Consider the following 22,633-nt stretch of genomic DNA (forward strand, 5'->3'; position numbering starts at 1 on the left):
GTCGAGAACATCTAATTTCTGGAATATTGGGCGCAACAACATAACAATCGGTTAATCCATTTATTAATGGTAGACGGGCGATTTGTCAGTCAGACGAAGGGCTCCAACATAAACCACGTTGGCAGAAATCTATCCATCAGCAAGTTAATCCGAATCGATTAAATCACCTAGATCGTCAATCAGATCGGTCAGTTCATGATCCATTTTACTACGCTGTTTGGCTGACAAACTTTGATCAATATCCGCAACGAGGCGAGCGTACACCATCCTGTTTTGCTCCACCAGTGTTATAAACTGCTGCGCCTGAAATTCTTGCGGGTTGGTAATAAGATGTAAGAAAGATGTAGAAAAACCGGCAGTATTTCGTTGATTGATTAACATTTCCCGCGCAGCTGATTGCCAGGCTCGGCGATAGGCGAGCCAACTTTCAAAGGCAGACTGGAATTCCGGTAATGCCTGTTTGATAACCTGCTCTTGAGCGGTTGATAGATTACCGACAAACTCTTCAAAATTCTCGACAATTTCCTCGAAGCGCTGCTCAGCCAACTCTTGTTGGGTTTTGTTTGCCCGCTGTTCTTGCTGTTCAGCGTTTTCCTTTTCCAGTTCATCAAACATCTCGTTGATTTGCTGATCCGTCAGCATCGGGGCCAATTCGACCAAATCGGGGGCCAACTTGTCCCTGAATCGATACCAGTGCTGCCTGCCCTGCTCAAAATGCCCTAACCACTGGTCAAAATCTAACGCACCGTCTCGATGCTGCTCCCTTATCGTTATTAACTGTTGCTGATAACGTTGCAGTTCATCTTTTCGATGCCATTGCAACCAGCCTTGCAATTTCGCATCCACAGTTTTTTTCTGGCTGCGAGTTAGCTCAATGTAATCATCCACATACCAATAGACCAACCAGTCAAGATTATTGTAGGCAAATTTAGAACTACAACCCGAGAGCAGCAGTAACAAACCAATTATCCATAACGGGCACTTTCTTAACATAATCCTGCCAAATCACTGATTAACCGAATTCTATGATAACCATTTATGCAGGTTTCTAAATACCTCATTGCGCAACAAATTGTTTCCATATACGTCAATCCAGTCCATTCACAATATATTTACATTTTTACTGATGACACATCCTGTTTTTATCCACATAATCGGCTAACTGTTTAATTTAAAAAATGAATATTTCACAAATCAGTGAAAACAGCTGAACCAGGAGGACCGATAACCATGAAACGAATTGCAGTATTAACCTCAGGTGGGGACGCGCCAGGCATGAACGCCTGTATTCGCGCAATTGTGCTGACGGCTCACCGCAACCAGATTGAAGTTATCGGCTTTCGACATGGATATAACGGCTTGTTAAAACGCGAGTATCAACCGCTACACCCTGGTGATGTCGTAAATATTATTCAGCGCGGCGGCACTATATTACGCAGCGCACGCTGCCCGGAGTTTGTCACCGTCGAATCGGCGGAATTGGCTGCACATAACCTCAATGGTATGCATATTGACGCGCTGCTGGTGATAGGTGGCAATGGTTCCTTTATGGGAGCGGAACATCTGGCCAAATATTGGGACGGTCAAGTGGTCACCTTGCCCGGAACAATCGATAACGATATCGCTGGAACCGACGGTACCATAGGTTACTACACAGCTATCGATACTGCATTGGAAGCCATTGATAAAGTGCGAGATACAGCGGACGCATTCGAGCGGATATTTCTGATTGAGGTTATGGGGCGTCATGCCGGATTTATCGGTTTAAACGCGGCCATTGGGTCGGGAGCAGAACAAATGCTGCTACCTGAATTACTCGACGATGGAAAAGCCATAGATCTAAGCCAGATTATGCGCCATATCAAAGTCACCCGACAAAAGCGCGGGATGTGCAGTTACATTATTATCATTACCGAAAATCTGTATCCAGGCGGTGCATCAGCGCTGGCTGACAAGCTAACCAAAGAAATGAATGTTGATTGCAAACCCGTTATTCTCGGTTATATACAACGAGGTGGCTCTCCAGTCAGTATGGATCGGATATTAGCCACTAAACTGGGGGCGTACGCTGTAGAAGCGGCGCGGGATGGAAAACATTTAATCATGGTAGGCGAACAGAATCACCGGGTTGTGGAAATTCCGCTGGAACAAACTCGTACCGAGAAAAAGCCGCTTGATCCCTATTTGGTCGAAATTCAGCAAGACTTTTTTGACATGGTCAAAAATCCAACCTAATCAATATGTTATTAACTTTTTCAGGATAACTGTTTTTTTGTACCAATCCGCATTGGCATGTGTGGATTGGTATTCGGCTGGCGGGTTTTGATGGGTATCGGGTGTTAATCTTTTATTTTAAATGAGAATTTGCTCGGCAAATCCGCAAACTCTGTTAATATCGCCGCCCTTTTGTTCAGCTTCAGCAAATATTTGTATGTCCAAATTTTTCTTTAAAGGTCGCATCGACGCCAGAGAGCAATATCAGCGCTTTGGTTACAAGCCTAAACGTAATATTAAACCCGGCACTGAAGAATCACCTCTAAACTTGACGGTAAATAATGAAGAGCGCAAAACGGCGGTAGAAGTCTTGCTAAAAGAACATGGGCTCTGCGCCAATATCCAGATTAATAGTGATGCTGAAGAAGACTTGCACGAGCTGGACGTGATGTTGCGACGCCCGAAGACCACCACTTTTGATAAAACACCAAAACGTAATGATCCCTGTCATTGCGGTAGTGGTAAAAAATATAAGAAATGCTGTTCAGCTCAATTGGCTTAACAGACGCATAGCATTTTCTGCCTTGCTGACTGGCACAAAGACGTGATCGTGATAATAGGCCGCGACGACATTGGCACTGATATCATACTCGGCCAGTTTGGTTGCAACTGCGGCGGTAAGCCCAACTGCTTCCAGGCTCGAATGTATCTGCAATGTAATACACTTTAATACCGCCTCATACTCGAACCCCGCCTGATCAGCACTGTCTTTATCGATAATCAGGCTTACCCCTTCGCGTTCAACAAAATACGCCAGCGGATCGAGATGCATGTACAGGGCAATATCGGCAGTCTTGGAGGTGTAGAAAATGTACTCTGGCTCAAGCAATATTGGCGACATATTGCTGAGTAAGTTAGCTAAATCTGTCTCACCACTCATCACCGGTTCCTCGTCTATTTAACCGGAAAATCGTAATACACTTTATTTTTCTGTTTGCCATCGGCAGAGTAGCTAAAATGCCACCATTCCATATCGTAGGGAATAAAATCCTGCGCTTCCATCAACGCTTTAAGACGATAGCGATTTTCTCGCTGTACGGGGGTAACACGTGGATCATCAGTGTTCGAAATCGGATCAAAAAAATCAAAGCTCCCGCCCATGTCTATTGGCTGCCATTGCCCTTGGGCATTTTTTTCAGCAATGGTCATATCGACAGTATAACCGCGACTATGGCCTGACTTGGCGGCAATATATCCGCCTAACAGCTTGTCCTTGGCTAAATTAGGATAATAATCCTTTTTGGTACGGGTATCGGTTGCATCGTTTACCCAGCGAACAAAGTGATCGACTGCGCGTTGCGGTCGATAACAATCAAAAAAATACAAATTAAGGCCTTGCTCAGCAGCAGCCTGGTATACCTTTTTTAACGCCTTGGCGGCATCTTTTTTCAGGATACAGGCGGCATTGCGATATCCATCTACCGGCTGGCCGACAAAGTTATTGTCTGTCGCATAGCGTAAGTCAAACACCGCATTCGGGATCACTTTTGCTACATCAATAAAATCGGTAGGCATTTGAGCTTCAGCCAGAGCCAGAGTCGACACTACAGATAAACTGAATAACATCATTCTCGTTTTACCCACGCTAGTCTCCTTGAGGTTTCAACAACACACCGTGACGCAACTGCTGATTTGCATCTTGCCAGGCAATCTTGCCGTTAACCAATACCATATCAAAACCGCTGGCTAACTGATGTGGATGTTGATAAGAGGCATTTGCCCTGACATTAACCGGATCAAACAGGATTAAATCGGCCTGCATGCCCTTTTTTAGCAGTCCCCTATCGGTGATCCCGAGAATATCGGCTGACAGGCCTGTGGCTTTGTATACGGCCTGTTCAATCGACAATAGCTGTCTGTTAATCACATATTCTTCTATCAGTTTGGCAAAGGAGCCGTATCCTCTGGGGTGATGCATGGTAGGGCTACCATCCGAGCTCATGGCAACCATTTCGCCGGTTAATAATTGGCTCTGAAGAGACTCATCCATAATGAAATAGGCAGCAGACGCCCCTTCGGGACCGATATCATCAATTAACACTTGGGCAAAGGGTTTTCCCAGCTTGTCAGCGACCTGTTGCAATGTAAGCCCGGTATACTGGCCCGATCCCATCAAGGTTTGCTTGGGTCCGCCTCTTGCCATTACCCTATTGTTCAAATATTGCTCCAACTCTTGTCGACGGGTCGACAACGCACGTTTAAACATACCATCAGTTTTAGCCCAGTCCGGAAATAAAATCGCGATGCCGGTATAACTGGCGTTATAAGGATAAATATCAGCGGTGATGGGCACGCGATCATTTTTCAGCTGGCTCAACAGCGCCAGAATATCCTTACCCCGTTCCTGGCCTTTTCCATACACTGATTTGATATGAGCAACATGCACATTGCAGTATTTTCCCTGCCTGGCCAGCTCCATAATGGACGCAAACAATTGGTCATCGTCTTCATTACGAATATGGCTCATAATCAAGCGTTTCTTTTCACCGACCACTTTAGCCAGCGCAATCAACTCCTGTTCAGTGGCATGAATGGCAGGTACATATTCAAGGCCGGTAGATAAACCAAAACGCGTCTCCAGTGCATTAGCCAACACACTTTGCATGGTACTGAGCTGTTTGTCCGATATATTGGCAACATTACCTATCCCAACATATCGACGTAGCGAGCCATGTCCAATCAACAAGGCAATATTGACTCCGACGCCGTTGCTATCCCAACGCTGTTGCCATTGGTCAATACTGCTAATGGCTGGACTGAAACCATCTTGCCCCAGGACGATGGTAGTCACCCCCATGGCCAGAAAATTACTGAAGCTACCGTCCTTGAGCGGATTTCCATGCGCGTGCAAATCGATAAAACCCGGTGCTAACACCCGACCACGTGCATCGATGTTCAGCTCGGCGCTGTAGCCCTGTTTGTCGGCATCGCCAATAAAGACAATTTTTTGTTGACTTATCCCCAAGTCAGCAATGTAGGCTGGGCGCCCGCTACCATCAACAATCCGCGCCCCGCGAAACAGCAAATCCAGATCGTTCGCCTGGCTTGCTGCACTAAAAGCACTTACATAAAGGGCTATTAACAAACACACATATCTGGGCAGCTTAATTCGCATAATACTAGGGTTATTACACTCCAACCATACTTTTGACTTTATCGCGGTTACTGCGACTGACCTTTAATTCGGTACCGCAACTGAGAATAAGATGATATTCACCACTAATATGGCTGACCATTTTAGTCACATAACGGATATTGACGATGGCAGAACGATGTACCCGCACAAACAAACGCGGATCCAGTGCATCTTCCAGCTCTTTCATGGTACTGCGCATAATGTGCGTTCCATCGGTAGAATGAACGCACATATAATCCCCCGCCGCATCAATCCACTTAATATTGACAATACTGACCCGGGTCACTTCCGAGCCATCTTTGACCGCCAGAATATCCGGATACTGGCTCATATTAATCGGTTTACCTTCAGCCAGATTACGCAAAATATCCTCGCAATCATCGCCGGTAAAATCGGCCACCAAACTGGCTAACTTGTATTTTTGCTGCTCTTCAGATTGCAACTTAAAATGCTCACTGACCTTATCGACCGCAAGCTCCAGACGCTTGTCGTCAACAGGCTTGAGCACATAGTCGAGCGCATGCACATCAAAGGCTTTAATCGCGTAGGAATCAAAAGCGGTAACGAAGATAATTATCGGCAAGGGATGACCTTGCTCGCCAAGATAATTAATCACCTGGAAGCCGTTCATACCCGGCATCTGGATATCGAGGAACACCAAATCAGGCTGAAGTTCGATAATTTTTGCCGCAGCATCATTACCGTTATGGCATTCACCCAATAACTGAATTTGCGGGAAATCAGCCAGACGAACCGACAAACCTCGTCGAGCAAGAGGCTCATCATCAACAATCAGCGTTTTAATCTTCCTGTCCATCTACATTTTCCTGATACGGGAGCCGGATACTCACCTTCACTCCGGTTGGTTGATTATTGGCAATATCAAACGAATAATTATTCCCGTACAAAGAACTTAAACGCTCCTTGATATTGGGTAAACCGACACCATTGCTACGATACAGTTGGGACTGATTAAAATCTACCCCGGGTCCATCATCGGCAACTTCGATCAATACATCTTTGCCAAACGCCCGGGCACTAATACTGATACTGCCGCCCTGTTCGGAATTGGCAATGGCGTATTTTATTGAATTCTCGATCAGAGGCTGCAGAATCATGCTGGGGACCAAGGCATTTTCTACATCGCTGGCAATATTCCAGCTCACGCTAAGCCGCTCGTCAAAACGCACTTTTTCAATTTCCAGGTACAGGCTTTCAACCTGAATTTCCTGTTTTAGGGTCACTTTTTTAATCGGATCTTTATCCAGTGAATAGCGTAAAAAATCACTTAATCGACTGACCATCTGATTAGCCGTCTTGTTTTCCTTGACCAAAATTAATGTCGAAATGGCATTGAGAGTATTAAACAAAAAATGCGGATTAAGCTGATAACGCAACATTTTTAAATGGGCCTGATGAGCCATACTGGATGCTTGTAGCACGTTGCTCTTTTCATTCTGCAGCATTTGATAATACTTGATGCCGAAATACAAACCGCTCCAGCTAAAAATGATATAAAAAGACGCCAGACTGTTGGTAAAGTAATAGATCCAGTCTTCCGGCACATAGCCAAACTTGTAGATTTCCCAGTAATGAATGTTTTTTATTACTGTCCAGACCAGGGCAACAACATAGGAACTGACTAATGCAGTCACAACCAGTTTAACCGGTTGCCAGTCCCATACCTGTTGATAAAGGTATCGTAACGGGATAGTCAATAACCAGCCGGCCAGACCGTTGAGCAAAATGACCAGAATAAATACCGAGCGCATATCGTGCAAAAAAGAACCGAGATAATAAACCAGCACAAAACCGGCCCATCCCCCGCTATGCAGTATCCAGAAAAAGCGCTCCTTGTCTTCAAACCATTTTTCGATATGGCTCACAATTTATCCCGTTTCAACAAAAATAACGGAACATTATAAAATGGGCAGCTAACTGAGACACTGTTACTGAACGTAAACCGCTGCGACTTTGTCGCAATACAAAAGAGAAAATCAACTAATAGGGAATATTCAATTTCTTTAAAAAGCCCGCCACAACCCAGGCAGGGCCTACTAACAAAAACTGGATATCTTTAAAAAATGACGGTTTTTTGCCCTCGATGGCGTGTCCGACAAACTGTAAAATCCACATCACCACAAATAACGCCAGACTAAATTGCCAGATGGAAATACCTTCTTTTTCTAACCAGCGGATCCCTAAAAATACCAGGATGGACATAATGGTCATCGCTGCGCCGACCGGACCGGATAGTTTAAAGTAGTAAAACAGTACAGGAATAATGGCGACATGAGCAAAAGTCACATCAAATTTAAGCATAATATCTGGCACAGGGATGGCGTAAAGCAAACCAAAGGTCACAAAGTAGATAGCAGGAACCGCCACGTTATGGATCATCTTGTTGGTATGGTTCTGGTGACTCTGCGAGTATTCACCCATTAATCTGTCTATATGTCGCATTGTATTTCTCCCGATTGGCTTTTAAGCCTGTCATTGTTATTTTATCAGAGCGCAATCATCAGCTCGTCAAGGACGTCCGAGACCTTGTCGGCAGTTTGATCAAATTTAATTCCGTAATAATAGTTCAACCCGTCGGTACGGCTATTCATAATGCTGGCTTTAATGTTGTACGGCTCTTTTTTATTTTCGATATGCACAAAAACATCCTGGTTTTCCAGTTTCTGCTCGTTGCTGGCATTCTTTTTAACTGACAGACGACACCCCGTATGCGAAATATCGACAATAATACCTTCGCGTAAATAATGTTCATTATCCGCATCGAATAACTTGGCCGGAATGCTGGTATTGGCTCGTTTGGTTGACCTTAAACCATGTAGCTGAATTGAACGGGGAAAGGAAATAAATATCATATGCACCGGCTTGGTCAGTACAAACATGACTTTGCTCTGAAACGCGACTATTTCACCGGTATCTTCCTCAAGAATATAACGCACCACTATTTCTGAATCGGGAAAAATCACATCGCGTAAATTGCCCCATTTGGTTTCATCAGGAAATTTAATCAACAAGGCTCTACCACCATCACGGCCAATAAACTCGGAGCGGACTCTTTTTGCTGTAGTAGCGGTTTTGATCTGCAGATCGACCGCCATTCCCGGATGCATGGCATGCAGTTTTTTAACGTCTTCAATGGTTAAACGCTGAGTTTGCTTGAGTATTGCCATTAGTCTTTTATCATCAGTGAGTTTGTTATTTTATCCGATATTCTAAAATCGACTGTGCGTGAGTAAAAGTAAAATTTATTTAGGCGACAAGTCTGTATATCATCCCGAGCCGGATAATTTAATGTATTATAAATAACATGATAAATCAGTGTTTTTTATAGGAAAATTAAACAATATGAGTCAAAAACCTGCTGCCATCCATTACATTATCGACCACGATGCGGTTCATCAACATTGTTTTTCCGTCAAACTGATCATCGACAGGCCAGCAGCAGGCGGCCAACTCCTGACATTACCTGCGTGGATCCCGGGTAGCTATATGATCCGGGATTTTGCCAAACATATCCTGACCTTAACCGCAGAAGATCAGCATGGTCACACCATTACGGCGGTAAAAATCGATAAACAGAGCTGGCAAATCAGTCCCTGCGACGGGCCGCTAACGATTAATTATCGAGTTTATGCCTTCGATTACTCGGTACGGGGCAGTTATCTGGATCAGCATTTTGCTTTTTTTAACGGCACCAGCGTATTTTTGGCGGTTGACGGTCAAACCGAACAACCCGTTAATCTGAAAATAAAAGGCTCCAGTCATCCCGCTTGTCAAAACTGGCGGGTGGCCACTTCAATGCCAGCTAGCAGTCATACTCAACGCTATGAATTTGGTGAGTACCACGCAGACAATTATAACCAACTGATCGATCATCCGGTCCTGCTCGCTGACTTTGATTTAATCCAGTTCAAGGTGGCCGAAGTTGACTTTGATATGGTCTTTGTTGGTGCTCAACAGCTGAATAAAGAACGCATTAAACGGGATGTCAGTCAAATATGTGAACATCACTTTAATCTGTTTGGCAATGATTTGCCGATTCAACACTATGTGTTTATCAGTTTAGTCAGCGACAACGGATTCGGCGGTTTGGAACATCGCGCCTCTACAGCCTTGATGTGTGGCCGTAACGATTTGCCCTCGCTGGGCAGTGACAGCAAAATTACCGATGGCTATCGCACCTTTCTGAGTCTGTGCAGCCACGAATTTTTTCATACCTGGCTAGTTAAACGTATTCGCCCTCAGGAGCACATTGATGTCGATTTAAGCCGTGAAGCCTATACCCGTCAATTATGGATCTACGAAGGTTTTACCTCGTTCTATGATGATATGGCGCTGCCCCGCAGTGGCGTTATTGAACAGAGCAGCTATCTGGAGTTACTCGGACAGTTACTTACACGAATTTATCGCAATGGCGGGCGTTTACAACAAAGCGTCACTGAATCCAGCTTCGATGCCTGGACGCGTTTTTATCAACAGGATGAAAACGCCAACAACGCCATTGTCAGCTACTATGCCAAAGGAGCATTGATCGCGATTTGCCTGGATTTACTGATCCGCCAGCAAACCGGTCAACAACAGAGTCTGGATCATGTACTGCAAAGCTTATGGCAACAACATGGCAAAACCGGCACTGGCACCGAGCAAGATGTGATTCAACGTATTACCGCCTCAATGGGTATAGATTGCCAGGACTTTTTACAACTGGCACTAAATACCACAGAAGAGCTACCAATTGACGCCCTGTTGGCCAAACAAGGACTAAAAGTTTGTTATCAAACCCGCAGCACTATGCTGGACAAAGGCGGCAAGAAGAACACTGCCAATATCAAGTATCAGTTTGGTGCCACCACTGTCAGTGACAATAATCAGCTCAAAATCACCACTGTGTCTAACGGTACACCTGCCAGTCAAGCGGGATTGGCCAAAGGCGATACTCTGGTCGCATTGAATGGCTGGCAAATCAATTCTGACAATTTGCAAGCCTTGCTAGACCAGCAACAAGGTGAGGAAGTCGAGTTAATCGCGTTTCGACGTGGCAAACTGATGCAGCTAAACTTACCGGTAAAACCAGCACCTCAAGACAGTATTTACCTTGAAATAGTCGATCAGAATCGCGTTAATCAATGGCTTGATAGGTAGACCGCCCCGGTCGCGACTTAACGACCGGGTTCGCTAAACTAGGGCGTGTTGATCTTTGGTGTGTGTTTTTGCAGCAGTTTGTAGCGTATTTATACAAGGCAGAGCGAGTGTGGTGTAGTTATTCTACATGAATGAGCGATAACGCTGTAGAAATGCGCTACAAACACTGCCCGGAGGGTTCAACCCAACGCTTCCTGCTCTTTGTTGCCGGGTTTTGACTTAGACCCACTAGGCCTGCAACCCGGCGTCGCGATCAGAACGCGTTGGACTTGAACAAAATTCATACACCAAAGATCGACACGCCCTAGCGGGTTAGTCAATCAAATTAGCGGCGCTGGCCGCTATAATATAGGCAAGCAGACCATAGGCAACAAACAGGCCCCAGGCAATCCGGCTTTTACCCGTTTCAGCTCTCAATACCGCAACCGTTGCCACACACTGTAGTGCCACCACATAAAACAACAGCAGACCAATTCCGGCGCCTAGCGACAATCCATCGGCCTGAATATTGGCGGCTAAACCACCAATATTCTCATCCGCGCCATCGATACCAAACAGGGTACCTAAAGCGCCGACAAACACCTCCCGCGCCAAAAATGACATCAGAATAGCCACTCCGTAACGCCAGTCCAGTCCTAGCGGTTCAAACACCGGTTCAATGACATGTCCGATCTGGCCCAGCCAGGAACCTTGCAATCCCTGATCTTGCGGGAAGTAGCCTAAAATCCAGATGCCCAGTGACACGAAAAAGATCACCGGCCCTGCCCGTCTGATAAACTGTTTACCACTGGTCATCACTCTATGTAACAGCGGTTTCCAGTGAGGCAATCGATAGGTGGGTAATTCCAGAATAAACGGCATATCGGATTTGTCGTCCTTTTGCGGAGTAGCGTGGTGCATCACCAGACTCACTAACAGCGCCATCAAAATCCCGAACAGATACAAGCCAAAAAATGCGACACCTTGTAAATTAAACAATCCCCAAACATAGGTATTCTCCGGAATAAGTACCGCGATCAGCAAGGCATATACCGGTAACCGGGCAGAACAGGACATCAGCGGAATGGTCATCATGGTAATGAGCCGTTTACGTGGCGATTCAATAGTACGGGCGGCCATAATGGCCGGGATGGCACAGGCATGCCCGGACAAATAAGGAATAAAACTGCGACCGGATAAACCAAAATAGCTCAAAGGTTTGTGACAAATTAATGCCGCTCTGGCCAGATAACCGCTGTCTTCCAGTAAACCGATAATCAGGGTTAACACCATAATTTGCGGTACAAACACCAAAAACGACCCCAAACCGCCAAAGATCGCATCGGACAGGAAATCAGTCAGCATTCCCTCGCCGGTAAAACCGGTAACCCAAACGGCCAGCTCACCTATCAGATATTCAACTCCGTCCATCAACGGCGTCGCCCAGGTGAAGATACTCTGGAACAGGAAAAACATAATGGCTAAAAAAGCGATGCCGCCGAAGATATTATTTAACAGAAAGTTATCAATGCTATTTTGTTTTTTCAGCACCAAGTCGACATTAATTCCCAAATTCTGACTTAACTCGCGCGCCCGATTCAGCAATTGCGCTTTCTCGACTCCGTCGTTTTTCACCTGATGCTGTTCAGGTTCTGCCGCGATGACAGGCAAGGCTTTTTGAAATTCAGCCAGACCGGTTAAGGACTTGGCCGATAAAGCAAAAACCGGACTGCCCAATTCCTGCTCTAGTGCCTGGGTATCAATATCCAGTCCAAAACGATGTACCTCATCGATCATATTCAGCACAAACACCACTGATTTATTGTGCTGCTTGGCTAACAACTGCACTTGCAAACCAAACACTAAACTGCGTTCCATCCGGGTTGCATCCAATACGCAAACCACTAATGCAGTTTGCTCATCATCAACCGACTGATTCAACTTGGTAATGGCAATTTCTTCATCTTTTGACAAGGTATGTAAGGAGTAGGTACCCGGAAAATCGACCACTTCAAATTGATCAAAACGGCCGGTTTTGAGTTCCACCGTGACCCCCGGAAAATTGGCGACTTTCTGGCGTAGTCCGGTAAGCTGGTTAAATAACAGGCTTTTACCGCAGTTGGGTTTACCAACTAATATAATTCGTTTCATTCAACTACCTAAGTTTTTACTGGAGACGCGGGCGAACGCAGAATATAGATAAGATCAGTTAAAGATTAACCAGCCTGACTCAGAGTGATTTGATTAGCGACATCTCGCTCCAGAGAATAAACACAATCTCCTAATTGCACCACTAATGGTCCTTGCATTGGTGAGCGGCGTAAGCACACAATATGCTGGCCGGGGTTAAAACCCATCTCACTCAAGCGGCCTGCAACAGCAGCGCTAAGTGATTCATTGAGACCGTCAATTCGGGCATTATGTTTAGCTTTCATTTCCCACAACGTCATGTTTTGATCCAAGACTTAAATGATAATAATTATTATTAAACATTTTTATTACTGTCACAATAGCCAAGTGTATAAAAGCGGGCTTTTCGCTTTAAAAATACACAATAGATACGCGAATCAATGCTCAAGGATATCCATGCTCTACAAAACGGTCGTCAGTCGTTCGGATAATTATTTCAGCGGCAAGTAAATATCGGTAATTAGTTCACTTTCAGCGACCTCAGGATAAAGATTAACCCGCTCCACGAAGCAGGGAAATTCGCTGGGGGTCTCGCCACTTTCAGGTAACCACTGTGCATATAAATAGCGCATCGATTCCTCCAGGTCATCCCATGAACCATAATGACGCAGATAAGCACAACGATTTGCCGGGATGGTTTTAGGCACGACTCCCTGTTCATTTGGCGAAATGTCACTATCGGATGCGACACAAATATCCAGCCTATACTCAGCAGGCTCCACCTCTTTAGGATCATGATAGAAAATATTGTAGGTTCGAGTTTTGTCCGGCCGAAAATTGTTGGCTTTACGCCACTGAATAAACTGTTGAACAGACTGGTAAATATCCTGGTGCGGCCCTTTGTGCTCAAAAACCGCAATATGAGTTAGAGGAAAGTCTATTATTTTTACTGACATAGTGGCGTTATCCTTAATTGGGGTAAAATAGGAATGTTTCTGCCAAGGTTGCCACTGCGGCGCCTTTCTGAACTCTGAAGGAGTCTGTCCACACGCTTTCTTGAAAGATCGACTAAAGGACTCCGGATTTTCAAAACCAGCCTGTAAAGCGATATCTATGATTTTATCCTGCCTAAAAATCAGATGATATGACGCCCGTTTAAGGCGCAACTGCTGAATAAAACGTTTGACCGTAAAACCGGTGAATTCAGAGAATTGGCGATGAAAATGCCAGCGTGAGAAATGCGCAACCTGACTTAAATGCTCAACCGACAGTTTGTTATCCAGGTGCTGCTCAATATATTCACATACCTTGATAAAACGTTGTTGATACTGATTCAGATGGCAATCTGTCATGGAAACCTCGACGTTGCTACCGGCTTGCCTCCATTAGGTTGCCGGATGCCGCCATCATGCCGTTAAGAAAAAAATAAAACCTGACTCAAAGTGCTGTATTACTAGAGGCTGTTTATCTTTCATATTCGCCACTGCTGACGGCTTACCGCAAGGCAGAAAATGCGCGAATAGTGGTTCTCTTTAAGCCTTTGATAACGCAGTGTGAAGGAAAATAGCCCCAGCCCCCTTTACCTCACTTCCACTCTTTTTAAACAAAGTCAGCAAACAGATTTATTTAGATGACTAAACTACACTGCTTGCGCCTCGATTGAGAAATTTTCATTTATCAACAGTGGTGAATATGAAAGATCAACAGGCTCTTGAGATTTACAACAAAAATTTCAATTTTTTACCTGTAAGTTTAAAACCATTTTGTTGATAAAATGCATAACTGCGAAACCACTCATCTTCGGCCGGAGCAGTGACATCAAGACGTTTCCAGCCTTTCAGACTGGCAAACTCCTTAATATGACCCATCATCTTTTTACCTGCTCCCTGTGAACGGTAGGCTGGCGCCACCCAGACTTCATTAATCACACCGTAGCGCCCATGCGCAAAACAGGAAAACGATTCAGCCAAGGTGAAAAAACCAACCAGTTCCTCCCCTTCCATTAATTTATAGGCCCAATGACGCATATCCTTGGTCCACTGCTCAAACATCCGATCAAACGCTTGTTCAGAAGGCACCATTTCCTCCCCTCCCAGCTCACGAAAGAGACGGCTGACATAGTCGGTAATTTCCTCTCTGGATTGCTCTGGTTTAAGTTGCACTAGCTGCATCAACATTTCCCCAATTTCGAATATCTCACATCAGGATAAAGTGCCGAGTAAGGATCTACAACCGCAAAAATATAATTGGATGAAATCCAGCCACATAACGTGCAAAATGACAGCTCAATAAAACCTGTAATCAAGCTCTTAACAAGGATATCTGATGCGTATAGCTATAATTGGGTTAGGCGATATCGCACAAAAAGCCTATTTGCCAATTGTGGCCAATCACCCGTCAATTACACCGGTTTTGTGCACTCGTAACAGCATTGTTTTGCGCAACATAGCGGCTAAGTACCGAATTCAGGAAACCTACAACGATATAGACGATGTACTTGCAAACCGCCCCGATGCAGTGATGATCCACACAAGTACAGATAGCCATTTCAGCTTGGCCAAACAGTGTCTGCAAGCCGGTGTTGCCGTTTTTATCGATAAACCTGTCAGTTATTATTATGCCGAATGCGAGCAACTGGTGAACCTGGCCATAGGCAAAAATATCCCGCTCATAGTGGGTTTTAACCGACGTTTCGCGCCCTTATACCAGTTATTCAAACAGGTGCGCCCCGTACAGGTTTTTTATCAGAAAAATCGCTATAACCTGCCAGCCGCAGCACGGCAGTTGGTATTTGATGACTTTATTCATGTAGTGGATTTTGTTCGTCATTGCGCCGGTCAAATGCCAGAGGATATCGATATTTTCGCCCACCGACGTCAGGAATTATTAGCCTCGGTACAAATACAATGGCAACACCAGGGCGGTCTTTTTTGCGCCTCGATGAATCGGATTAACGGTTTAAATGAGGAACGTCTGGAATATTTTGCCGACAACAAAAAGTGGCAAATTGAAAACCTGCGCCATGGCCAAGTTTGGCAAGACAACACCGTCACTGAACTGGGTTTCGACGATTGGCAAACTACCCTCTACAAACGCGGTTTTGTGGCGATGGTAGACGACATGCTGGTGCAACTGGAAAAAGGCATTAACAATCCTCTTTCCAGTCAACAGATACTGGATACCCATTATTTGTGCGAACAGGTGACGACACGGGTTAATAATCAGAACTAATAGACCTGAGTTCAGGCTAATAAATATCCCTGCCCATGGTTATTCGTTGTAAGGAGTTGCCGCCAACAGGACCAGCCTATTTGCATTTGAAATCTGCACCTGTCCATTTTTTACTTGCAATACCTGACCTGAATAGCCATCGACCAGTTTTTCACCTTCACTGAAATAAGGAGCAACTGGAATTGTCTTTTCTCCTGCAGGCAGCGCCAAGCCAATGACTACGACATCCTGTTGGTCAGATTGCTGCAAGGTACGGCTAAACACCTGATACTGACTGTCAATTTTACGGTGTTTCCCTGCTCCAACTGCCGGATGCGCCGCTCGAAACTGCCCCAGCTGTTGCCAATGGTGCAATATTGCCCGTTTATCCCGCATATTTTCTGCAGACCAGTCGACTGGAGTTCTCAACCACTCATCGCCAATAGCGTCGGGAACAACAAGATTACGAGCTAATTCATCTCCAAATGTGATCTGTACCGCTCCAGGAGATAGCATTAGTTTGGTCGCTGATTCGAACGTTTTCTGCCGCTTTCGATCAAAAGGCTTTATATCATCATGCGAAGTGATGTAATTAATAATGCCCTTTCCTTGCAACGCTCCATTATTTAACTGATTGGCATAAAGTTCAAATAAACTGACAGCATCCCTATAGGCATGGGTGGCAAATCCCATATTAATCAAGGCATCAAAGCCGTAATCGAAGAAATCTACTTGCCGATCTCCATAGTCAAATGCGCGCCCCTGCTCTGTAGCATGCTGAAACCCCAACATTCCCCACTCCATCACTTCACCGACCATATAAAAAGGGAGATCAGCTAATTTCCGTTGTGGATTATTATCACGCCATTCCTGTAGTGCTATTTCGGCCTGAAATTTCAGTCGTTGCCAAACTTCAGGGCCGACATGTTTTGCGGTATCAACCCGGAAACCGTCCGCGCCGTAATCACGTACCCAATCTGTTAACCATTTGATAAGGTAATTTTGTGGTGTTTTTGCATAGCCGGTGGTATTAAAGAAGGTATTCAGCTCTGACATTTCCTGCTTCAGCCGCCCTTCCTCCTGCCATTTTTTTTGTAAGAATTCCGGTATTTCGACTTCTTGCTGCTTTTCTGTAATAACATCCGGTAAGGATGGCACCATTGTACAATTCGCGATCCCGTCAAAACTTTTCCAGTCACAATTTGGCGAACGCCGGACCCAATCGGCAGGCCAAACAGAATCTTGCTGAGTAGGAGGACCGACATGGTTAATAACAACATCAAGTAATACACGCATATTATGCTGGTGAGCGGTATCAAAAAGTTCTTTCAAATCCTGTTCAGTACCAAAATTAGGATCAACACGGGTCCAGTCTTTTGGCCAATAACCATGGTAAGCGTAGGTTGTTCCCCACTCATCGATCCAAGGACCATGAATATTTTCAATCACAGGCGTCATCCATAATACTTGCACACCTAATCTGTCAAAATAACCATCGTTAATTTTGTCTATCAACCCACGAATATCACCGCCATGAAATCCTCTTAACAATGAGCCGTCCGCTTTTCTGCCAACAGTAAGATCATTAGTTTCATCACCATTGAAAAATCGATCGGTCATCGCAAAATACACCACTGCATTTTTCCAAAAGGGTGATAAATCCTGATTTGCTTCCATCTCGCTACTCTGTGCACGAGATAGCGTGAACACTAACGTAGCAAAAGCTAATATTGTGATTAAATTGAATTTTTTCATTTTTATAATTCTGGTTTGAATAGTGCATTTGATGTTATCAGCGTTGATTAATTGAACAAGCTGATGCAAACGTATTCATAACCGTGAGTGGACTAACCAGATGTAGGATAACTATAAATGACAAACTGTTAGGGGCTAACAAATGTTGAAAGCGGGATGACTCCGTATTCCAGGTTAGTCAAATACGCAACCATGATGATCTGCACCGAGTCTTGCCGTCCCTGGCAAGCCGCTCATTCGGGCGCTGCTATGCAGCTAAAGATTCCTCATTCACCCTTCTGGCCGCAATGCGTGCGTTCACCAAACATTATCAGGAATAATGGAGAACAGCTTTAGCTGGCCCGCGAAGCAGGTGAACTGAATAAAATTGTTCCCGAAATTTTTGTCGAATCGAAGGAGTTCTCACCCCTTGATGACGCATTAGCTATTTGCACACTTTGACATTTAGACAATAAAAAAGGCTCTGTCGTTAAACAGAGCCTTATTTATTTGGCGTCCCCAAGGGGATTCGAACCCCTGTTACCGCCGTGAAAGGGCGGTGTCCTAGGCCTCTAGACGATGGGGACAGAAACTTTGTTCATCGAAGCAAGCTTCGATAAGTTTCTGTAAGGTGAGGTGAGCTGGCGAACCGAGCGACCTTACTCTCTTACAAAAACCTAAAATTTTCTGCTTAGGCGAAGTGAGCCAGCGAGCTGAGCGACTTAGCCTGCATCTTCTTATCCGATTTATCTAGGACTAAAACGGATACTCCCTGCTGTATAACTAAAGCATAATCCATACGCTTTACAAAATTGGCGTCCCCAAGGGGATTCGAACCCCTGTTACCGCCGTGAAAGGGCGGTGTCCTAGGCCTCTAGACGATGGGGACAAAAAACTTGTTTATCAAAGCACAGCTTTGATAGTTTTTTGTGAGGCGAAGTGAGCCAGCGAACTGAGCGACCTTCTACCCCTCTAGAAATTTTGTTAGTTTCTGTAAGGTGAGGTGAGCTGGCGAACCGAGCGACCTTATTCTCTTACAAAAACCTAAAATTTTCTGCTTAGGCGAAGTGAGCCAGCGAACTGAGCGACCTTCTACCTCTCTAGAAATTCTGTCAGGAAAGAGTGTGGATAAATCCTCAATATTTCCTCCGTCTTTCAATCCAATTCATCTAGGCATGAGATTAGATATTCCATGAAATTTGGTGGAGCTAGGCGGGATCGAACCGCCGACCTCTTGCATGCCATGCAAGCGCTCTCCCAGCTGAGCTATAGCCCCGTACCACAATGTCGTTCCGTGACAGCGGGGCGCATTCTAGGCATCCACCCTTTTTATGTCAACGGTTTTTTTCAGGAATTTGTTCTATTTGCAATATATTTCAACGCTTTGTCTATTCGTTGTGCAACTTGCTCAAAAGTTAACAATTCCAGGGTCACATCCAGTGACGGAGAATTACCCGATCCTGTTGCCGCAACACGCAATGGCATCCCCACTTTACCCATACCGACTTCCAATTGCTCTGCGGTTGCATTGATGGCGGCATGGATATTTTCTGCCGTCCAGTCAGTAATACTTTGCAACTTGGTTTTAACCAGCTCCAACGCTTCTTGCGCAACAGGTCGCAAATGTTTTTTCGCCGCATTAGCATCCAGTTGATCATATTCCTGATAAAAATAGCTGCTGATTTCGGCTAATTCTTTTAGTGTCTTCACCCGATCTGCCTGAATACTAATAACCTTTTCCAGTGCTGGCCCCTGACTGGTATCTATACCTTGCTGTTCAAAATGCCATTGGGCATGCTTGGCCACCTCAGCTACCGGCAAGGATTTAATATAGTGCTGATTTAACCAAATCAATTTGTCGGTATTAAAAGCCGAGGCCGACTGACCGATATCATCCAGGCTGAAATATTCAATCATTTCTTCCAGACTGAAAATCTCCTGGTCGCCATGTGACCACCCCAGCCGCACCAGATAATTTAACAACGCCTGTGGCAAGAAACCGTCGTCTCTATATTGCATAACCCCCACAGCACCATGGCGTTTAGACAGTTTTTTACCGTCGTCACCCAGTATCATCGACACATGCGCATATTCGGGTACAGGTGCCCCTAAGGCCTCAAGAATATTGATCTGACGAGGCGTATTATTGATATGGTCTTCTCCCCGCACCACATGAGTGATGCCCATATCCCAGTCATCAATCACCACACAAAAATTGTAAGTCGGTACACCATCAGTGCGCTGGATAATCAGATCATCCAACTCACTATTGGCAATTTCGATCTTGCCGCGAATATGATCATTAATCACCACGCTACCTTGCAGGGGATTTTTAAAACGGATCACATAATCGCCATCCTGTTCGACACCATGACGACATTTACCGTCATATTTCGGTTTCTGTCCGGCAGCCATTTGTTGTTCTCGAATTTGATCCAGACGTTCGCGGGAGCAATAACATTTATAGGCTTTACCTTCACCCAATAATTGTTGAACAAATTCTTTATAACGATCAAAGCGTTGAGTTTGATAATAAGGGCCATCGTCCCAGCTTAATCCTAACCATTCCATCCCTTCCAGAATGGCATCAATTGCCGCTTGAGTGGAACGCTCAATATCCGTATCTTCAATACGCAGTACAAATTTACCCCCCTGACTTTTAGCATATAACCAGGAATAAAGCGCAGTTCGGGCTCCACCTACATGAAGGTATCCGGTAGGACTGGGAGCAAATCGGGTAACAACCGTCATAAAATAACTATCTCGTCTCAAAAAATTGGCGGTATTTTATCTGAAAGCAGTTGGCAAAGCGATGAGCCAGACGGGGTTTATTCGGATATTTCCTCTGTCTGAAGCCTGAGTGTTGGCCAACACTGCTGGTTATAAAATGACTTAAATTTATCCTTTATTCGCTCAAATTTAATTCAACCTGCAGATTAAAAGCGGATTTTGCACAGATAATGTCCATTTGATTGAGTTTTTTTCAAATACTGTTGACAGTAAAATTTGCCTACCTATAATAGCGCTCCACTTGAGAGGCACAGCCTAACAAGTCGAAGAAAACGGATGGTTAGCTCAGTTGGGAGAGCATCGCCCTTACAAGGCGAGGGTCACTGGTTCAAGCCCAGTACCATCCACCACTTTTCTTTATAGTAATTCATACAAAACGGATGGTTAGCTCAGTTGGGAGAGCATCGCCCTTACAAGGCGAGGGTCACTGGTTCAAGCCCAGTACCATCCACCACTTCCTGCTTTTACAGCACTTTATTCATAATCCTCATTATAGTTTTGCGTAATTTTACGATAACCTAATTACATTGGTTGTTGAAAAGTATCAAATGGAACGCAAATTGGCTAAAACCTCCAACATATTGATCATTGATGATCAGGTTCTTGCCCAGGGCTATATGAAATATGCCTTGCAAGAATTAGGCTTTGATAAAATTACCTATCTCGATCAGGCTGACAAGGCGATCAGCAAAATTCAGCAGGAAGAATTTGATCTGATTATTTGTTCTTATCATTTAAAAAAAGAACAGGAAGGCTATCACCTTTATCAAACGCTGCTTAAGGACAAGTTGATCTCGCCAGCAACGGCTTTTGTGTTTATTAGCGCTGATACCAGCGCTGACATTGTGCATAGCATTATCGAACTGCAGCCCGACGAATTTCTGGTTAAGCCTTTTACCGTTAACGAAATCGGCAAACGCCTGGGCCGGGTACTCAACCGTAAACGCACCTTCCGTGAAGTTTATCAATTAATGGATCGGGAGCTTTATGATATGGCGCTTGAGGCCATTGAAGCTTTTCTTACCACACCGGATAAATCAGAATATTTCCCCATTGCCCTAAAGCTAAAAGGCGAACTGCTACTTGAATGTAACCAGCCAGAAAAAGCGCGGGACTTTTATCAGGCCATTATTAACGTGCAGAGTTTTGCCTGGGCACAGTTTGGCCTGGCAAATGCGTTACTTGCCTTGAATGACGACGCAGAAGCAGAAAAAGTGCTACTGCGTTTGGGCTTTAAAGCCGATGCCCAAATCAAGGCATTCGATTTACTGGCAGATATCCAAATCAAGCGGGAAGACTTTGATATGGCGCTGGAAAGCACTATTCTGGCGTCGGAAATATCGCCACGCAATATGACCCGGCATAAAACCGCCATTACCTTGTCACGTATTACCCACGATTACGCCACCCAGTTTGAAGTGTCGAAAAAAATTGTCCGTTACGCGAAAAATTCGATTTATGACCAACCTGATATCTACCTGAATGTGGCACGAGCCGGAATTGACTTCGCATTAACCGCCAGTGATAGCGAAACCAATGATCTGGTTAAGCAATCCAATGAGTATTTACGTCGTTTTCGCAAACAATTTCCTAAAGTGCAGCTTAGCGAGCAGCTAATGGTGATTAACGCACGTTTACATTACTTGCAGGACGAAAAGGACAAGGCGCAAGCCTTACTGGCACAAATTGACGAATTAGCCCTGGTTGAAGATTCGATGGAAGATTTACTGGATAAAGCCAAGGCATTCCATGAAATAGGTTTATTCGAAAAGTCTATGAATGTGCTAAACGAAATCGAAAATCGCTGTAAAACTCAACCCTCACAAGGGGATATTTTTATGCGTTATATTCGTCAGGAAAAACAGGAACGTCAGGCTATCCGTCATAGTCCCAAAGAACTTAATAACACTGCGGTGGAATATTATCAAAAAGGCGACTTGCAAAATGCCATGAAAGTCTTTCGCCAGGCTTACCGGATCATGCCTAAAAACCCGGCCATTGCGCTTAACCTGCTGCAAGCTATCGCCATGAAGTTTAAAGAGCAGGAATTATCCGACAACGCCAAATCGGTTATGAATCGCTGCGTCTATACCATCGAAAACAGCCAGCTGACTGATGAGCAGGAAGAACGTTATCAAAAAGTAATGCGTTTCTTTGAGGAAACGGTTTAACCAAATTCAGCACTTAGGGGATCAATGCAAACGCTGCTATGATCCGTCA

At 44.8% G+C, this 22,633-nt stretch carries 19 protein-coding genes and 5 tRNA genes; 7 read left to right on the top strand and 17 right to left on the bottom strand.

What is annotated here, in order from left to right; translation table 11 throughout:
* Positions 1–144 precede the first annotated feature (144 nt).
* Positions 145–993: a DUF6279 family lipoprotein gene (locus V1467_RS11405; RefSeq protein WP_416305098.1), complete on the bottom strand. Its 849-nt coding sequence runs from the start codon at positions 991–993 to the stop codon at positions 145–147.
* 237 nt (positions 994–1,230) lie between these two features.
* On the opposite strand from V1467_RS11405, the gene V1467_RS11410 reads away from it, so the two are divergent.
* Positions 1,231–2,235, top strand: coding sequence for an ATP-dependent 6-phosphofructokinase (locus tag V1467_RS11410; protein WP_416305099.1), 1,005 nt, complete (start codon positions 1,231–1,233; stop codon positions 2,233–2,235).
* Positions 2,236–2,431: 196 nt separating this feature from the next.
* On the top strand, positions 2,432–2,776 hold the full coding sequence (locus V1467_RS11415) for a PBPRA1643 family SWIM/SEC-C metal-binding motif protein (RefSeq protein ID WP_416305100.1): 345 nt from the start codon (positions 2,432–2,434) through the stop codon (positions 2,774–2,776).
* On the opposite strand, the gene V1467_RS11420 is transcribed toward V1467_RS11415, so the two are convergent.
* The 7 genes from V1467_RS11420 to V1467_RS11450 all read right to left on the bottom strand — a co-directional run bounded on the left by V1467_RS11420 (position 2,759) and on the right by V1467_RS11450 (position 8,598).
* Positions 2,759–3,154, bottom strand: a complete 396-nt coding sequence (locus tag V1467_RS11420) for an ACT domain-containing protein (RefSeq protein WP_416305101.1) — start codon at positions 3,152–3,154, stop codon at positions 2,759–2,761. The genes V1467_RS11415 and V1467_RS11420 overlap by 18 nt on opposite strands.
* A gap of 14 nt (positions 3,155–3,168) precedes the next feature.
* Positions 3,169–3,858, bottom strand: coding sequence for a M15 family metallopeptidase (locus tag V1467_RS11425; RefSeq protein WP_416305102.1), 690 nt, complete (start codon positions 3,856–3,858; stop codon positions 3,169–3,171).
* A gap of 1 nt (position 3,859) precedes the next feature.
* Positions 3,860–5,359 (bottom strand): N-acyl-D-amino-acid deacylase family protein, encoded by a 1,500-nt coding sequence (locus V1467_RS11430; RefSeq protein ID WP_416305103.1) that lies wholly within the window; start codon positions 5,357–5,359, stop codon positions 3,860–3,862.
* Between the two features lie 43 nt (positions 5,360–5,402).
* Positions 5,403–6,227 carry a LytR/AlgR family response regulator transcription factor gene (locus V1467_RS11435; protein WP_416305104.1) on the bottom strand — a complete coding sequence of 275 codons (825 nt, stop codon included), beginning with the start codon at positions 6,225–6,227 and terminating at the stop codon, positions 5,403–5,405.
* Positions 6,211–7,296 (bottom strand): sensor histidine kinase, encoded by a 1,086-nt coding sequence (locus V1467_RS11440; RefSeq protein ID WP_416305105.1) that lies wholly within the window; start codon positions 7,294–7,296, stop codon positions 6,211–6,213. The genes V1467_RS11435 and V1467_RS11440 overlap by 17 nt, the downstream gene beginning before the upstream one ends.
* 115 nt (positions 7,297–7,411) lie before the next feature.
* Entirely contained in the window at positions 7,412–7,873 is a 462-nt protein-coding gene (locus V1467_RS11445) for a DUF962 domain-containing protein (RefSeq protein ID WP_416305106.1), read from the bottom strand.
* Between the two features lie 44 nt (positions 7,874–7,917).
* Complete coding sequence (locus V1467_RS11450; protein ID WP_416305107.1) at positions 7,918–8,598, bottom strand: flagellar brake domain-containing protein; 681 nt, start codon at positions 8,596–8,598, stop codon at positions 7,918–7,920.
* Positions 8,599–8,773: 175 nt separating this feature from the next.
* On the opposite strand from V1467_RS11450, the gene V1467_RS11455 reads away from it, so the two are divergent.
* Complete coding sequence (locus V1467_RS11455) at positions 8,774–10,570, top strand: M61 family metallopeptidase (protein WP_416305108.1); 1,797 nt, start codon at positions 8,774–8,776, stop codon at positions 10,568–10,570.
* Between the two features lie 312 nt (positions 10,571–10,882).
* Here V1467_RS11455 and feoB read toward each other — a convergent pair whose 3' ends face one another.
* The 4 genes from feoB to V1467_RS11475 all read right to left on the bottom strand — a co-directional run bounded on the left by feoB (position 10,883) and on the right by V1467_RS11475 (position 14,850).
* On the bottom strand, positions 10,883–12,700 hold the full coding sequence (gene feoB, locus V1467_RS11460) for a ferrous iron transporter B (RefSeq protein WP_416305109.1): 1,818 nt from the start codon (positions 12,698–12,700) through the stop codon (positions 10,883–10,885).
* A gap of 65 nt (positions 12,701–12,765) precedes the next feature.
* A complete protein-coding gene (locus tag V1467_RS11465; RefSeq protein WP_416305110.1) occupies positions 12,766–12,999 on the bottom strand; it encodes a FeoA family protein in 234 nt (77 codons plus the stop codon).
* 171 nt (positions 13,000–13,170) lie between these two features.
* A complete protein-coding gene (locus tag V1467_RS11470) occupies positions 13,171–14,031 on the bottom strand; it encodes an AraC family transcriptional regulator (protein WP_416305111.1) in 861 nt (286 codons plus the stop codon).
* Positions 14,032–14,397: 366 nt separating this feature from the next.
* A complete protein-coding gene (locus V1467_RS11475) occupies positions 14,398–14,850 on the bottom strand; it encodes a GNAT family N-acetyltransferase (protein ID WP_416305112.1) in 453 nt (150 codons plus the stop codon).
* A 154-nt stretch (positions 14,851–15,004) separates the two neighbouring features.
* On the opposite strand from V1467_RS11475, the gene V1467_RS11480 reads away from it, so the two are divergent.
* On the top strand, positions 15,005–15,910 hold the full coding sequence (locus tag V1467_RS11480; protein ID WP_416305113.1) for a Gfo/Idh/MocA family protein: 906 nt from the start codon (positions 15,005–15,007) through the stop codon (positions 15,908–15,910).
* A gap of 39 nt (positions 15,911–15,949) precedes the next feature.
* On the opposite strand, the gene V1467_RS11485 is transcribed toward V1467_RS11480, so the two are convergent.
* From V1467_RS11485 to gltX, 5 genes are all read right to left on the bottom strand, one after another.
* Positions 15,950–17,644: an alpha-amylase family glycosyl hydrolase gene (locus tag V1467_RS11485; RefSeq protein ID WP_416305114.1), complete on the bottom strand. Its 1,695-nt coding sequence runs from the start codon at positions 17,642–17,644 to the stop codon at positions 15,950–15,952.
* A 490-nt stretch (positions 17,645–18,134) separates the two neighbouring features.
* A tRNA-Glu gene (locus V1467_RS11490) sits at positions 18,135–18,210 on the bottom strand.
* A 226-nt stretch (positions 18,211–18,436) separates the two neighbouring features.
* Positions 18,437–18,512, bottom strand: a tRNA-Glu gene (locus tag V1467_RS11495).
* 311 nt (positions 18,513–18,823) lie between these two features.
* Positions 18,824–18,899, bottom strand: a tRNA-Ala gene (locus tag V1467_RS11500).
* Positions 18,900–18,970: 71 nt separating this feature from the next.
* Positions 18,971–20,374: a glutamate--tRNA ligase gene (gene gltX, locus V1467_RS11505; protein WP_416305115.1), complete on the bottom strand. Its 1,404-nt coding sequence runs from the start codon at positions 20,372–20,374 to the stop codon at positions 18,971–18,973.
* A gap of 313 nt (positions 20,375–20,687) precedes the next feature.
* Here gltX and V1467_RS11510 point away from each other — a divergent pair.
* The 3 genes from V1467_RS11510 to V1467_RS11520 all read left to right on the top strand — a co-directional run bounded on the left by V1467_RS11510 (position 20,688) and on the right by V1467_RS11520 (position 22,584).
* A tRNA-Val gene (locus tag V1467_RS11510) sits at positions 20,688–20,763 on the top strand.
* Between the two features lie 28 nt (positions 20,764–20,791).
* Positions 20,792–20,867: transfer RNA gene (locus tag V1467_RS11515), tRNA-Val, on the top strand.
* Between the two features lie 94 nt (positions 20,868–20,961).
* Entirely contained in the window at positions 20,962–22,584 is a 1,623-nt protein-coding gene (locus V1467_RS11520) for a response regulator (protein WP_416305116.1), read from the top strand.
* Positions 22,585–22,633: the final 49 nt, after the last annotated feature.

Source organism: Neptunicella plasticusilytica (assembly GCF_047922965.1).
In the GTDB taxonomy this organism is placed as follows: domain Bacteria; phylum Pseudomonadota; class Gammaproteobacteria; order Enterobacterales; family Alteromonadaceae; genus Neptunicella; species Neptunicella plasticusilytica.

Bases quoted from the DNA above. Each gene is read 5' to 3' on its own strand.
- V1467_RS11405 (WP_416305098.1), bottom strand. From the start codon at position 993: ATGTTAAGAAAGTGCCCGTTATGGATAATTGGTTTGTTACTGCTGCTC.
- V1467_RS11420 (WP_416305101.1), bottom strand. From the start codon at position 3,154: ATGAGTGGTGAGACAGATTTAGCTAACTTACTCAGCAATATGTCGCCA.
- V1467_RS11465 (WP_416305110.1), bottom strand. From the start codon at position 12,999: ATGACGTTGTGGGAAATGAAAGCTAAACATAATGCCCGAATTGACGGT.
- V1467_RS11450 (WP_416305107.1), bottom strand. From the start codon at position 8,598: ATGGCAATACTCAAGCAAACTCAGCGTTTAACCATTGAAGACGTTAAA.
- V1467_RS11435 (WP_416305104.1), bottom strand. From the start codon at position 6,227: ATGGACAGGAAGATTAAAACGCTGATTGTTGATGATGAGCCTCTTGCT.
- V1467_RS11485 (WP_416305114.1), bottom strand. From the start codon at position 17,644: ATGAAAAAATTCAATTTAATCACAATATTAGCTTTTGCTACGTTAGTG.
- V1467_RS11470 (WP_416305111.1), bottom strand. From the start codon at position 14,031: ATGACAGATTGCCATCTGAATCAGTATCAACAACGTTTTATCAAGGTA.
- V1467_RS11475 (WP_416305112.1), bottom strand. From the start codon at position 14,850: ATGCAGCTAGTGCAACTTAAACCAGAGCAATCCAGAGAGGAAATTACC.
- V1467_RS11520 (WP_416305116.1), top strand. From the start codon at position 20,962: ATGGAACGCAAATTGGCTAAAACCTCCAACATATTGATCATTGATGAT.
- feoB (WP_416305109.1), bottom strand. From the start codon at position 12,700: ATGAAACGAATTATATTAGTTGGTAAACCCAACTGCGGTAAAAGCCTG.
- gltX (WP_416305115.1), bottom strand. From the start codon at position 20,374: ATGACGGTTGTTACCCGATTTGCTCCCAGTCCTACCGGATACCTTCAT.
- V1467_RS11410 (WP_416305099.1), top strand. From the start codon at position 1,231: ATGAAACGAATTGCAGTATTAACCTCAGGTGGGGACGCGCCAGGCATG.
- V1467_RS11415 (WP_416305100.1), top strand. From the start codon at position 2,432: ATGTCCAAATTTTTCTTTAAAGGTCGCATCGACGCCAGAGAGCAATAT.
- V1467_RS11445 (WP_416305106.1), bottom strand. From the start codon at position 7,873: ATGCGACATATAGACAGATTAATGGGTGAATACTCGCAGAGTCACCAG.
- V1467_RS11455 (WP_416305108.1), top strand. From the start codon at position 8,774: ATGAGTCAAAAACCTGCTGCCATCCATTACATTATCGACCACGATGCG.
- V1467_RS11480 (WP_416305113.1), top strand. From the start codon at position 15,005: ATGCGTATAGCTATAATTGGGTTAGGCGATATCGCACAAAAAGCCTAT.